11 protein-coding genes are annotated in these 13,891 nt (G+C 38.2%); 6 read left to right on the top strand and 5 right to left on the bottom strand.

Annotation, left to right across the window (positions count from 1 at the left end; genetic code table 11):
- The first annotated feature begins 193 nt into the window (after window positions 1–193).
- The 6 genes from H0486_RS06035 to smpB all read left to right on the top strand — a co-directional run bounded on the left by H0486_RS06035 (window position 194) and on the right by smpB (window position 7,302).
- A complete protein-coding gene (locus H0486_RS06035; protein ID WP_228352145.1) occupies window positions 194–1,387 on the top strand; it encodes a phosphoglycerate kinase in 1,194 nt (397 codons plus the stop codon).
- Window positions 1,388–1,612: 225 nt separating this feature from the next.
- Complete coding sequence (gene tpiA / locus H0486_RS06040) at window positions 1,613–2,359, top strand: triose-phosphate isomerase (RefSeq protein ID WP_228352146.1); 747 nt, start codon at window positions 1,613–1,615, stop codon at window positions 2,357–2,359.
- A gap of 177 nt (window positions 2,360–2,536) precedes the next feature.
- Window positions 2,537–4,078 carry a 2,3-bisphosphoglycerate-independent phosphoglycerate mutase gene (gpmI, locus tag H0486_RS06045; protein ID WP_228352147.1) on the top strand — a complete coding sequence of 514 codons (1,542 nt, stop codon included), beginning with the start codon at window positions 2,537–2,539 and terminating at the stop codon, window positions 4,076–4,078.
- A gap of 58 nt (window positions 4,079–4,136) precedes the next feature.
- Window positions 4,137–4,379 carry a preprotein translocase subunit SecG gene (gene secG, locus H0486_RS06050; protein WP_228354371.1) on the top strand — a complete coding sequence of 81 codons (243 nt, stop codon included), beginning with the start codon at window positions 4,137–4,139 and terminating at the stop codon, window positions 4,377–4,379.
- Window positions 4,380–4,701: 322 nt separating this feature from the next.
- Window positions 4,702–6,837: a ribonuclease R gene (rnr, locus tag H0486_RS06055; RefSeq protein WP_228352148.1), complete on the top strand. Its 2,136-nt coding sequence runs from the start codon at window positions 4,702–4,704 to the stop codon at window positions 6,835–6,837.
- The gene (gene smpB, locus H0486_RS06060; protein ID WP_228352149.1) at window positions 6,838–7,302 is read left to right on the top strand and encodes an SsrA-binding protein SmpB; all 465 of its coding nucleotides are present in this window, start codon (window positions 6,838–6,840) and stop codon (window positions 7,300–7,302) included.
- Between the two features lie 141 nt (window positions 7,303–7,443).
- Here the strand turns inward: smpB and H0486_RS06065 are convergent, their stop codons facing one another.
- The 5 genes from H0486_RS06065 to H0486_RS06085 all read right to left on the bottom strand — a co-directional run bounded on the left by H0486_RS06065 (window position 7,444) and on the right by H0486_RS06085 (window position 13,663).
- Window positions 7,444–7,977 carry a rubrerythrin family protein gene (locus H0486_RS06065; protein WP_228352150.1) on the bottom strand — a complete coding sequence of 178 codons (534 nt, stop codon included), beginning with the start codon at window positions 7,975–7,977 and terminating at the stop codon, window positions 7,444–7,446.
- A 254-nt stretch (window positions 7,978–8,231) separates the two neighbouring features.
- A complete protein-coding gene (locus tag H0486_RS06070) occupies window positions 8,232–9,644 on the bottom strand; it encodes a sensor histidine kinase (protein ID WP_228352151.1) in 1,413 nt (470 codons plus the stop codon).
- A 32-nt stretch (window positions 9,645–9,676) separates the two neighbouring features.
- Window positions 9,677–10,366: a response regulator transcription factor gene (locus H0486_RS06075; RefSeq protein ID WP_228352152.1), complete on the bottom strand. Its 690-nt coding sequence runs from the start codon at window positions 10,364–10,366 to the stop codon at window positions 9,677–9,679.
- A 155-nt stretch (window positions 10,367–10,521) separates the two neighbouring features.
- Entirely contained in the window at window positions 10,522–11,280 is a 759-nt protein-coding gene (locus H0486_RS06080; protein WP_228352153.1) for an ABC transporter ATP-binding protein, read from the bottom strand.
- Window positions 11,281–11,338: 58 nt separating this feature from the next.
- A complete protein-coding gene (locus H0486_RS06085; protein ID WP_228352154.1) occupies window positions 11,339–13,663 on the bottom strand; it encodes an ABC transporter permease in 2,325 nt (774 codons plus the stop codon).
- Window positions 13,664–13,891: the final 228 nt, after the last annotated feature.

The raw sequence follows: 13,891 nt of genomic DNA on the forward strand, positions 1-13,891 counted from the left end.
ATCCATCATGGGTCCGGTCTTTCAGGGCCGGACCCATTTTAATGCATGATGATAGAAAGTTCGTAAAGCGCACTTTCAATTGCATATTTGGACATCATTATATTATTTAATCAGAACATAGACGTTGAATGAGAAGCTTATCATAATTCATCTCGATTTCTTTGATAATTCCTACATTGAAAGGAGTAAGTATATGTTAAATAAAAAGTCAGTTGATGATATTAATGTAAAAGGTAAAAGAGTATTAGTTCGTTGTGATTTTAATGTTCCTTTACAAGAAGGTAAGATTACCGATGAGAATCGTCTTGTACAGGCCCTTCCTACAATTAAGAAATTAATTAAAGACGGAGGAAAGGTTATTCTCTGCTCACATCTTGGTAAACCGAAGGGTGAGCCCAAGCCGGAATTATCTTTAGCTCCTGTGGCTGTGAGATTGGCTGAATTATTAGGACAAGAAGTTAAGTTTGCAAAGGACGATAATGTAGTTGGTGCAAATGCAAAAGCAGCAGTGGAAGCTATGAAAGAAGGCGAGGTAGTTCTTCTTGAGAATACCCGTTACAGAATAGAAGAGACTAAGAATGTAGATACTTTCAGCGAAGAATTAGCTTCACTTTGTGATGTGTTTGTAAATGATGCGTTTGGTACAGCACATAGAGCACATTGCTCCAATGTTGGTATAACCAAATATGTAGATACCTGTGTTGTTGGATATCTGATGCAGAAGGAAATTGAGTTCTTAGGTAATGCAGTTAATAATCCAAAGAGACCATTTGTTGCTATTTTAGGAGGATCCAAGGTATCCAGTAAGATTTCCGTAATTGATAATCTTCTTGATAAGGTTGATACCTTAATCATTGGTGGAGGTATGGCTTATACCTTCATGAAAGCTATGGGTGAAGAAGTTGGTAAATCCCTTTTAGAGGAAGATTACTTAGATTATGCAAAACAAATGATGGAAAAGGCAGAGAAGAAGGGAGTTAAATTACTAATCCCTGTAGATACGGTTGTAGCACAGGAATTCAAAAATGATACTCCATTCAAAACGGTTGGTCGCGGTGGAATCGAGCCTGATTGGGAAGGTCTTGATATCGGTGAGATGACTCGTGAGCTTTATGCAAATGCAATCAAAGATGCTAAGACGGTTGTATGGAATGGACCGATGGGTGTATTCGAATTACCTAATTTTGCAGCTGGTACCATCGCTGTAGCCAAAGCTCTTGCAGAGATTGATGCTACAACTATTATTGGTGGTGGAGATTCAGCGGCAGCAGTTAATACCTTAGGCTTTGGAGATAAGATGACCCACATCTCTACTGGTGGTGGTGCATCCCTCGAGTTCCTGGAAGGAAAAGAACTTCCTGGTGTTGCTGCAGCTAACGATAAATAATGAATAATTGAATTATTATTAATAAGATGTAGCAAGCTTTCTTCAAAGTATTGTTGATTTTCAGAGGAAAGCTTGCTACAATCTAGTAAGACGAAATTATAGAAATGATTGTTTTATAATGAGATCATTTACTAGATAGATTTTATTAGGATGAACGTCTTGCTTTATCGGGACTGTTGCAATATAAAGCAACAAGAATCGCAGGTAATGAATAGGAGGATTAATATGCGTAGAAAAATAATTGCAGGAAACTGGAAAATGAATAAAACACCGGCTGAAACAGTTGCTCTTATTAATGAATTAAAGCCTTTGGTTGTTACAGAGGACGCTGATGTTGTATTCTGTGTTCCGGCGGTATCCTTAACAACCGCTTTGGACGCTGCTAAGGGAACGAACATTCAAATCGGTGCTCAGAATATGTATTTTGAGGAGAGTGGCGCATATACAGGTGAGATCGCACCCAATATGTTAACCAGCATTGGAGTTAAGTATGTTATTATTGGTCACTCTGAAAGAAGAGAGTATTTTGCAGAAACAGACGAAACAGTAAATAAAAAGGTATTAAAAGCGTTTGAACATAATTTAACACCTATCATCTGCTGTGGTGAGTCCTTAAAGCAGAGAGAACAAGGTATAACAATTGATTTTATTCGTCAGCAGATTAAAATCGCATTCTTAAATGTTACTTCAGAGCAGGCAAAGAAAGCGGTAATTGCTTACGAACCTATCTGGGCAATCGGAACTGGTAAGGTTGCAACAACAGAACAGGCAGAAGAGGTATGCAAGGCAATCCGTGAATGCATCGCTGAGATCTATGATGCAGCTACTGCTGCAGCTATCCGTATTCAATATGGTGGCAGTGTTACCGCAGCTAGTGCAGCGGATTTATTCTCACAACCAGATATTGATGGTGGTTTAGTAGGCGGCGCAAGTTTGAAAGCAGATTTCGGAAAAATCGTTAATTATAAGTAATTAGGGGAGCTGTTTCAAATTAATCCTATGCTGTGAGGGAATTAGAAAGAGAACTGAGCAGCATGTATTCAAGCTTTGAAACAGCTCTACTTTATAAAATAAGTTGGGATAGTTACCTTTTATAGGGTGCATAATCTTATAGAAGGTTTATGAAATAGATTGTAAAGGAGTAAGATTATGAGTAAAAAACCTACAGTTTTAATGATATTAGATGGATATGGTTTAAATGAGAAAAAAGAGGCGAATGCAATTGCAGAAGCAAAAACTCCTGTCATGGATCGTCTGATGAAGGAGTATCCTTTTGTGAAAGGAAATGCCAGCGGTATGGCAGTTGGTCTTCCAGATGGTCAGATGGGTAACTCCGAAGTTGGTCATATCAATATGGGCGCAGGAAGAATTGTATATCAGGAATTAACGAGAATTACCAAAGAAATACAGGATGGTGATTTCTTTGAAAATGCAGCTTTATTAGCAGCAATTGATAATTGTAAGAGAAATGGATCCGACTTGCATTTATACGGATTGCTTTCCGATGGTGGTGTACACAGCCATAATACTCATTTGTATGCTCTTCTCGAGCTTGCTAAGAAGCAGGGATTATCCAATGTATATGTTCATGCTTTTCTTGATGGTCGTGATACTCCTCCGGCATCTGGAAAGGAATTTGTTGAGCAGTTATGGGAGCAAATGAAAATTACTGGTGTAGGTAAAATCGCAACTGTTATGGGACGCTATTATGCAATGGATCGTGATAACCGTTGGGATCGTGTTGAAAAAGCATATCGAGCTATGGTATACGGTGAGGGTGAAACAGCAGAAAGTGGTGTGTTAGCCGTTCAGAACTCTTATGATAATGAGAAGTTTGATGAGTTTGTAATTCCTACGGTTGTGATGGAAAATGGTAAGCCTGTTGCTACCATAAAGGATAAAGATTCTATCATTTTCTTCAACTTTAGACCGGATAGAGCAAGAGAAATTACAAGGGCATTCTGTGATGACGAGTTTACAGGATTTGACCGTGGAGAAAGACTTCAGTTAACCTATGTATGTTTTTCCGAATATGATATCACCATTCCGAATAAAATTGTGGCATTCCATAAGATATCAATTGATAATACATTCGGTCAGTTCCTGGCTGCAAATCATAAAACCCAGCTTCGTCTGGCCGAAACTGAGAAATATGCTCATGTTACCTTCTTCTTTAATGCTGGCGTAGAAGTTCCCAATGAGGGAGAGGATCGTATTCTGGTGAATTCACCAAAGGTTGCTACCTACGATTTGCAACCGGAGATGAGCGCTTTCCAGGTAGCGGATCATTTGGTTGAAGCAATCAAGTCCCAGAAATATGATGTGATTGTTGTGAACTTTGCGAACCCTGATATGGTAGGACATACCGGTATAGAAGAGGCGGCAATAAAAGCAATTGAAGCAGTGGATCAATGTGTGGGAAGAGCAGTTGATGCATTATTATCCGTTGATGGACAGATGTTTATCTGCGCAGATCATGGTAATGCTGAACAGTTGGTCGATTATACAACGAATGAACCATTTACAGCCCATACAACTAACCCTGTTCCTTTTATCCTGGTGAACTATGATAAGAATTATACCTTGGCGGAAGGTGGATGTCTTGCGGACATTATCCCTACCCTGATTGAAATGATGGGTATGGTGAAGCCAGAGCAGATGACTGGTAAGTCCCTGCTATTGAAAAAATAGGTTGAAATAATTATTATTGTATGATAGAATTGACTTTAGTTTTTAGGAGGTGTAGATGATGGGTACGCTTAGAGTTATCACTCAAATCATATATATTCTGATTTGCATAGCATTGACAGTATTAGTGTTAAAGCAAGAAGGAAAAGGTGATGGTTTATCAGGTGCTATTACCGGTGCTGCGAGTGAGACATATTGGAGTAAGAATAAAGGCCGTTCCTTAGAAGGAACCATGGAGACAGCAACTAAGGTATTAGCTGGCGCATTTATTGTTTTATCTGTAGTATTGAATTTGAATTGGTAATAAATAAGTAGATTTAAAAAGGCTGTTACAGAATATATACAGGGATTATGACTTACCATAATGCACTGTCGGGAGAACATGTTGCTGTGTTTAGTATGTCTTAGTCGAACATTTATGTTTGCCTGAGACATACTGAACCAGTAATATGTCCTACCGTCTGTGTGAGGTAAGTCATAATCCCTGTTGTTACATTCTACAACAGCCTTTTTTTAAATTCTTATTTTAAAAAAAGCAATATATGGTATACTAATAATAGACTTGCATATAAGTCAAGTTGATGCAACAACTAGAATATTATTAGGACATCATAATAGGAGTAAATATGAAATTAAATGAAGAATTAGAAAGCAAAAGTACTATGCTACTCGAGCTATTTACAAATAAGGATTACAAACCATTACGGTTTAAAGAATTAGTCGGGCTTTTACAGGTTCCAAGAGGGGCAAAGCATGAATTAAAGATCGTCTTGGACCAGTTAATCGCACAGGGAAAGATTATTCTGGATGCTCAGGGACGATATCGCATTCCCGGAGATGATATTCGGGTTGGTACTTTTTCTGGAACTCAAAAAGGATTTGGTTTTGTAATCCTTGAGGGAGAGGATGAGGATATCTTTATTCCCGGTGATTCTACCAAAGGAGCTCTTCACGGTGACAAAGTAATGATCACAATAAAAGAGGAACAGACGGGCAGAAGAAAAGAAGGAGCCATTATTAATATTGTAGAACGAGGTAAGAATGAAATTGTCGGTACCTTTGAGAAGGGCAAGAATTTTGGATTCGTGGTTCCGGATAATCAAAAGTTCGGTAAGGATATCTTTATACCGAAGGAGCATACCAAGGGAGCGGTCAATGGTCATAAGGTTGTTGTTAGGATAACCAATTATGGAGATGCTACAATGAGTCCGGAGGGAAAGGTGATTGAAATCATTGGGCATATAAATGATCCCGGTGTGGATATTATGTCTGTTGTAAGGGCATATGATCTTCCAGTTGACTTTCCTGAGGATGTGATGAGAATATTAGATAATGTTCCTGAAGAGATAGACCAGAAAGAGATTGCAAACCGGCTTGATATTCGTGATCTTCAGACTGTTACTATAGATGGTGAGGATGCTAAGGATCTGGATGATGCTATTTCAATTTCCAAGGAAGGCGATCTCTATCATTTGGGTGTTCATATTGCTGATGTAACTCACTATGTAAAGGAGGGCGCGGTACTGGATCGGGAAGCATTGAAACGCGGAACCAGTGTATACTTAGTAGACCGTGTAATTCCCATGCTGCCACATAAGCTATCTAATGGTATATGCTCCTTGAATCCGGGAGTGGACCGATTGGCATTAAGCTGTTTCATGGATATTGATCAGAAAGGAACAGTGGTTGGCCATAGGATTGCTGAAACAGTCATAAGGTCGGACCGACGTATGACCTATACCAATGTTGCGAAGATTATCGAAGATAGTGATGAGGAAGTTATAAAGGAATATGAGGATCTGGTACCGATGTTTCGTCTGATGCAGGAACTTGCTGAGGTATTAAGGGAACGGCGACATAAGAGAGGAGCTATCAACTTTGATTTTCCTGAGAGTAAGATCATTGTTGATAAGAATGGAAAACCGGTTGAGATTAAGCCCTATGAGAGAAATAAGGCAACTAAGATTATCGAAGAGTTTATGTTGATTGCAAACGAGACAGTTGCAGAGGACTTTTTCTGGCAGGAGATACCGTTTCTTTACCGTACCCACGATAATCCGGACGATGAGAAGATTAAGAAGCTGGCCATCTTTATTCATAATTTTGGTTATAGTATGAAGATTGGACAGGAGGAAATCCATCCCAAGGAATTACAGAAGCTATTAGTGAAGATAGAGGATACACCAGAAGAGGCATTAATCAGCCGGTTGACGCTTCGCTCCATGAAGCAGGCAAAGTATACGGTTGCAAACACCGGACATTTTGGCTTGTCTGCAAAATATTATTGCCATTTTACATCACCCATCAGACGTTATCCGGATTTGCAGATTCATCGGATAATTAAAGAAAACCTAAATGGAAAACTGGGAGAACAGAGGCAGCAGCATTATAGTAAGATTCTCTTTGAGGTAGCGGAGCATTCCAGTAAGACGGAACGAAGAGCCGATGAAGCAGAGCGTGAGGTAGAAAAGCTGAAAAAGGTAGAATATATGATGGAGCACATCGGGGAAACCTTTGAAGGCGTTATATCTGGCATTACCTCTTGGGGAATGTATGTAGAACTGCCCAATACCATTGAGGGAATGGTACGTGTAACGGAGATGAAGGATGATTATTATTTTTATGATGAAGAACGATATCAAATGGTGGGTGAGCACACCAAGAAAGTATACAAATTAGGGCAAAAAGTCATAGTAGAGGTTATTAATGCAGATAAATTACTGCGTACGATTGATTTTGCTCTGGTGGAGGTTGAAGAATAAGTGGGGGAAAATATTAAACTGATAGCCAACAATAAAAAGGCTTATTTTGATTATTTTATCGAGGATAAGTATGAGGCTGGTATTGCATTACATGGAACGGAGGTCAAATCTCTCCGTATGGGAAAATGTAGTATAAAGGAATCCTTCCTTCGGATTGAAAACGGGGAGGTATATATCTACAATATGCACATCAGCCCCTATGAAAAGGGAAATATTTTTAATAAGGATCCCTTAAGGGTACGAAAGCTTTTGCTTCATAAATACGAGATCAATAAGATTAATGGACAGCTGGTGCAAAAGGGATATACCCTGATTCCACTACAGATATATTTTAAGGGAAGCATTGTAAAGCTGGAGATTGGTCTGGCACGTGGTAAAAAGCTTTATGATAAGCGACAAGACATTGCGAAGAAGGATCAACGAAGAGAAGCAGAAAAGGATTTCAAGGTAAAGAATTTGTATTAAGTGAGATAGAGATATACATTCTCAGGGAGCCTGCTGAAGGAGAACGAAATGTACTTAATCAGCAGGCTTCTTTTATATTGAATGATAAAAGAATTCAAATGTAATATATATTGAAGCAATAATTGGACTGGATAGAGAGTACTATCTTAGGGGTCGATATAGTTCGTAGTAGCCTTGAGGATATCCACAGATCGGGCATATATCCGGAGCACACAAACCACTTAGAATATTGCCACAGCCTAGGCAGACCCATAAAGTTTCATTCGGTTTACAGAATAGTTCATTGTTTTGAATCTCGGTAATCAGAGTCTGGAAGGTATAATTATGATTCAGCTTTATATTAGCAATTCCACTGAATAAAGAAGCGATATCTGTATAGCCTTCTTCATTAGCAATACGTGCAAAATCTCGATATAGACTACTTTCTTCAAGTTCGTAATTGCTGGACTCCCCAAGATTTTGTAACGTAGTGGGAGTGCCGCCATTTAGAATATTACGTAGTCTTTCCGCTACGAACTGTTCATTTCTTGACGCTGTATTAAAAATAAAGCTTATCTCCATTAGAACATCCTGGTTGGCTTTTTTGCTGAACAGCCCATATTTTGCATTAGCCCGTAATGCATCTTCATAAGCTATTTGCAGATTCGCATAGGTTCTGCTTGATTGAAAGTCCATAATACTCCCCTTTTCATAATGACTTTATATGGATAACATCTCAGTCAATTATCATATTACTATCTAACTAAAATATATGAATCTCTCTTACGCATTATGTGAAAAACAATAATCCAGATTGACATGGGAAAAAGTGATTTCAATAATTTGCTAATGATTACAATACTTATTTAAATATCATTATTTGATTGCATCCATACTAGTGGAGAAGAAAATTAACTTGTAAGCAAGGAAAGAGATGGGAGCTTTGTCCTCTATTGTAATGTGAAGCCAATTTCGCAGCCTTTGTTATTACCACTTTTGCAGTAGATGTCTCCTCCATGCTCCTGAATAATATACTTGCAAATGGATAACCCAAGACCTGAGCCGGGGACACTGGTGCTTCTGGATTTTTCGGCACGATAAAATTTGTCAAAAACATAAGGAATATCATCCGGACTGATGCCGATGCCATTATCCTTGACCTTGATGAGAATATATTTGTCCTCGCGCTCGGCCTCGATGATAATTTTTCCGTTCTGTCCGGAGTATTTAATACTATTATCTACCAGATTATAGATTACCTCAGTAATCCGTTTGGGATCGATAGTAACCAGCATATTAGGTAGTGTGGTAGAACGGGAAAACTCCAACCCATTTTGTCTGACATAGATCTCGATTTCATTCATCAGGGGCTCGAAGAAAGTGGGAAAGTATATTTCCTGGCGTACGATTTCTAATTGCATCAGTTGAGCATTGGAGTATTCCAGTAGTTCATTAATCATGCCAATTAGCAAGTCGGTTTTATTTAGTATAATCTTAGCAAACTCTTCCTGTTGTTCAGGGGTTTTTGCTATCTGATCCCGTAGTCCTTCGCTATAAGCTTTAATCGTTGAAATCGGGGTTTTTAAATCATGGGACACACAGGAGATCAGTTCCTGTTGAGATTTCTTTAAGGCTTCTTCCTTGATTTGCTTGGCCTTTAATTCATCCCTCATTAATTCAAAAGCATAGGATAGATCACCGACTTCATTCTCGTTTGCTGTTTTCCAATAAGTTCTAAGCACTTCCAGATCATAATTGCCGGATATAATCGCCTTTGCTGAAGCGCTGATTTCACGTAGTGGAGTCAGAATTCGGCGGTTACAGTAAATGGTTCGTGCAAATATGAGAAGAAGAGAAAGCAGAATACCAGAGAATAAGGGAAGGAAAATCTTCCATAATTGATCATGGATGGTGTTATGAATAACTATCTCATTTGGAATGAGGAAGACAACAAAACCTGATACAGCTCCGTTTTTTTGAAGAATAAAGCATTCCTTTAATAAAGCATTCTCTTCTAATGCAAAGCTCTTGTCATACTGGAGCATTTCCTGGACATTAACGATATCGTTGACCTGATTCTTAAAAGGTGCTTCGCTGTATAATACCATACCATTCAGGTCAAATACCATAAAGGGATAGTTTCCAGATTTGTAGATACCTTGTTCTATCTGATATTTTTGCTCTGAGACTACGAGTCTGACTTCATTGTCATAATGGTTAAAATCAGACGATAAATAGAGAGAAAGGGTTATAATCGTAGATATGATAAGAACGGCTGCAATCACAACAGCCGTAATAATATTAATTCTGAATAATCTATAGTTTTTCACTCTGATTGCTGTACCTTGATATTCATTGTTCATATCGTATGTAATCCCATTCCTATCCATCATTTTTAGTCAACGGATAATTTATAGCCAGCTCCCCATACTGTTTTTATGTAATCCAGCTGATGTCTTGCAAGCTTTTCACGCAATCTTTTTACATATACCGTGACGCTGTTGTCATCACCATATTTGCTATAGCCCCACACACCAGAATAGATTTGCTCCTTTGAGAAGACCTGATTCGGGTTACTGGCAAAATAAAATAAAATCTCGAATTCTTTGGTGGTAAGGTCTAAGCACTTCCCTCCAGCAAAAGCGGTATAGGAGGATTTGTTTAATGTCAGATTACCGATTGTTATTACATCCTTGATATAACCTGCTTTGTTTGACATCTGTTCATATCTTCGCAGATTTGCCTTTACACGTGCCACTAATTCAAGAGGACTAAATGGTTTTGTCACATAGTCATCTGCACCAATGCCCAAAGCGATTACTTTGTCCATCTCACCACTTTTAGCAGAGATCATAATGATAGGAACATCGTACTTTTCTCGAATTTCCTTGCATATGCTTATCCCATCCTTTTTCGGAAGCATAATATCAAGCAGAACTAAGCTTGGATTTTCTTTATAGAAGAAAGATAACCCCGTCTCCCCATCATGTGTAACGATCGGAGTAAAACCTTCCACATCCAGATAAGCGCCTAATATATCGGCCAGCTCTTTTTCATCTTCAATAATAAGTATTTTCTGTCCCATGGAATACCTCTTTTTGTATGATTTAGTATCTTAAGATAATTATACCTGAATTGTAATAGATTACAACTATGGATTATTTTAAGTAGCGACTAGTGTAAATGCTCTGCTATGGATATACTTCCATTCGCCGGCTTTCACCCATGAAACATAATAGATTACCACCCTTTACTCTTTAAAAAGTGATAAACCATATCCTCGCGTTCCTTGGTGTTTTCCTCATCATATTCATCTAATTTTAGATCTCCGTCAATCCTACCATCCTTGAGGTAGAGGATTCGGTTTCCTCTAAGCGCAGCCTTCAAATCATGGGTAACCATGACGATGGATTGCCCGTTTTTGTGGATATCCGTGAAAATATCCAATACCTGCTCCCCTTGAGAGGAATTAAGGGAACCAGTAGGTTCATCCGCATAGAGTACTTTTGGATTATTAATCAGAGCACGGCAGATGGCCACTTTCTGCTTTTGACCACCGGACATTTGATTCGGAAACTTATTTTTATGTGAGGACAATTCCATTCGATCCAATAAATTGGATATATTAGCTTCAATTGATTTCCGATCTCTCCTTGTCTTATAGGTAGGACTTAGAATATTCTCATAAACATTCAGATTGGGAATAAGGTTGATTCCTTGAAATACAAAGCCGATTTTTTCTTTTCGCAATGATGCCATTTTCTTACCTCTTAAGGAGGAAATATTCTGGTTCTCGAAGAATACTTTTCCGCTAGTAATCTCGTCCAGACCACTAATTGAGTATAGAAGAGTGGATTTTCCTGATCCGGAGCTTCCCATGATGATGGTAAAATCACCTTCGTAGATATCCAAATCCAGGTTCTTAATTACATTATTAACTTCCCCATCACTGACAAAGCTTTTACAAAGTAATTCTGTACGTATTATGATATTTTTCATAGTTTATATCATTCCTTTCATCATATAGGATACAAGTTGTATATTATTTAACAATTATCTACTCCTGAACCAAATCCCGGGCGTTTACCTTCCGAATGGATCTGGATGATATTACGGAGCTGAGTATAAAAATCAGTATAATCATGGCATTGATCACTATCAGGTGTGAATAATCGTACTGTACTGGGTATTTAATAAATTGAAACATGGATAGGATAACTGCCATAATCTTTGGATAGATCACAATACTAACTGGAAGTGTAATCAGTACGGAAGTAAGTCCGATAATACCCACATAGTACAAATTCGATAGGATCAGATGCGTAGTTGTATATCCTATACATTTATAGATACCATTAATTTTCTGTGACTTCAGGTTTTTGAGAAGAACAATGCTGTAGATATTAATTCCGGCAACCAAAAGGACCAGGACTACCATGGGCGGAATTGCATTTTGCTGCGGAGTCACTACCATATCCATGATGGAATTATATACATCCGTTCGCTTTAAGATATTTCCACTACCACCGATTGCTCTGCTGAGGTCAGAGATAAAGGCATCAGTATCTGATTGATCTTTCAGATAAACAGATATGGTGTTATAGGGGAGGTGATAATCTTGATCTGTGTAGGCTGAGGTAGTAAGTCGGCAAACTGATCCTAGCTGTAGATAGGATTGGAATAAGCCGGTCACTAAAAAATGAGAGAATTTATCCCCTTCCAGATTGATCTCTACGTAATCTCCGATATCTTTTTTTAATTCCTTTGCCATTTTGGTGGACAAAGCAATTTCACTACCGTTTTGAGGATTTCTTCCTTTGACAATAGGTAGGTTTGCCAAGCGATAATCATCATAGACAAAGGCGTTCATGTATGTCTGTGTCATTCCTTTTTTCCATTTCAGGATTACTCTTTCCTGTTGGATACTCTCAAATATATGATCCACTCTGCTATCCTGAAGTACACTATTACGTACAAATTCGTATTCTGATTCCCAACTGACGGTAATCATAGCATCACATTTGTCAATACCAATCCAAAAATCATTGTTATCCCTCATATTATTTGCCACATCTAAGGAGATAATGGCAAAATTAACACTAAATACAGTGACAATACAGGTTAGGAATATTCCGATCGCATTTTTCTTTTCTCTGGTAAAGGTACGAAAAGCAATACCAAAGGGAGAGAACGGAAGAGTGGAACTACCAGAATATTTTTTCTTCTTGATTCCACCGTAGTTTATTCCGCTTAATACGGAGGCAGGTTTAATATTTCTGGTTCTGGCAATGATTAGGGTTATAATACTTAACACAAAGATGACTGTCGCCAGATAACATACCACAGCAGGAAGGAGAGGATTCTTTACCTTCAACTGGCCCATATTTTCAAAAACTCCTGATAATATAGTGTTTGATAGGAAAACGGAAGACGAAGTACCAACGATACAGGCTATGGATACAATGACAAAATATAATTTAATATACATAAATAAGATATCATTTGAGGTATATCCCATTGTTTTATATACAGCTATGGCCTTTTCGTCAGAGATCATTACATGCTTAATCATAAATTGTATCATGAGACCACTGACCAGTAGCATAATGACGCCAATCGCGAAAAACAGTGCTCCTATCAGGCGTCCCACAAGGAGGGAATTGTCGATCACATCCTCAATCGGTGATAGAAAGGCCGGCAGTTCACCGTCATGAGCTTCCCGAAAGGAACTTTCTATTTCCTTTCCGCTTATCCCATCCTTGGTATAAAGCATAATTCTGGTGGAACGCGTCAGATTGTCCGGTATATGATTAATCAGGATATAGGTATCAAAGGCAATGGATGTCTGATAAGGTTCCGTGTAGATTGCTTTTACCTTATAGGATAATTCTTTGCCGGTATATTGCATTGTGATGATATCTCCCACATGGATATCGTAATCATTACTAATCGAGGCTGGTAATAGACATTCATCATCCTCAAGCGGATGAGCTGAGTTAGACGAAACATTTTCCCCACCCTCCAGGTATCTGACTTTGCCATATGCTTGTTCGTTGTATTCAGTAAGATTGGCAAACACCTCCAGCTTTTTGCCGTTAGAGTATAAATTCTCTTCAATATAATGCTCTGTTATGTATATTACATTTTCCATGATATCGAGCTTAGAAAACTCTTTACCTAGGTGATAGACTGCATCTTCACTTGTGTCAAAGGCATATACCCTGGCTGATGCTGCATCGCATTCCTCTACGAATTCCTGAAAAGGTGCATCGAGGGAAGATAGAATATTCATCGAACCGGTCAACAAGATGGAGCATAGCATTATTATTAAGAATATTAATAATGTCTGAAGCTTTCTTTGTCTGAGATTTTTAATCCACATATGTATTTTCCTTTCCTTTTTAATCCTTGTACGTACTTTTGCTTCAATCTTATACCCATCATAGAACAAGAAAATAAAATAAAAATAGGAAAATTATTAAAAATTATTAACAGCAGTAACGGAATACTTATTTTTGGCGAATTTGTGCTTACTAGTACGATAATCGACATAACAGGAGTAGTAATATATCTCATATTATAAATAAAATGATGTCAATAGTAGGAGTTT

It is taken from the genome of Variimorphobacter saccharofermentans, from assembly GCF_014174405.1.
Taxonomy (GTDB): domain Bacteria; phylum Bacillota; class Clostridia; order Lachnospirales; family Lachnospiraceae; genus Mobilitalea; species Mobilitalea saccharofermentans.

What these genes read in the sequence shown, in the direction of transcription:
- H0486_RS06070 (WP_228352151.1), bottom strand. Translation starts at nt 9,644, where the DNA reads ATGAACAATGAATATCAAGGTACAGCAATCAGAGTGAAAAACTATAGA.
- tpiA (WP_228352146.1), top strand. Translation starts at nt 1,613, where the DNA reads ATGCGTAGAAAAATAATTGCAGGAAACTGGAAAATGAATAAAACACCG.
- rnr (WP_228352148.1), top strand. Translation starts at nt 4,702, where the DNA reads ATGAAATTAAATGAAGAATTAGAAAGCAAAAGTACTATGCTACTCGAG.
- secG (WP_228354371.1), top strand. Translation starts at nt 4,137, where the DNA reads ATGGGTACGCTTAGAGTTATCACTCAAATCATATATATTCTGATTTGC.
- gpmI (WP_228352147.1), top strand. Translation starts at nt 2,537, where the DNA reads ATGAGTAAAAAACCTACAGTTTTAATGATATTAGATGGATATGGTTTA.
- H0486_RS06080 (WP_228352153.1), bottom strand. Translation starts at nt 11,280, where the DNA reads ATGAAAAATATCATAATACGTACAGAATTACTTTGTAAAAGCTTTGTC.
- H0486_RS06075 (WP_228352152.1), bottom strand. Translation starts at nt 10,366, where the DNA reads ATGGGACAGAAAATACTTATTATTGAAGATGAAAAAGAGCTGGCCGAT.
- H0486_RS06035 (WP_228352145.1), top strand. Translation starts at nt 194, where the DNA reads ATGTTAAATAAAAAGTCAGTTGATGATATTAATGTAAAAGGTAAAAGA.
- H0486_RS06065 (WP_228352150.1), bottom strand. Translation starts at nt 7,977, where the DNA reads ATGGACTTTCAATCAAGCAGAACCTATGCGAATCTGCAAATAGCTTAT.
- H0486_RS06085 (WP_228352154.1), bottom strand. Translation starts at nt 13,663, where the DNA reads ATGTGGATTAAAAATCTCAGACAAAGAAAGCTTCAGACATTATTAATA.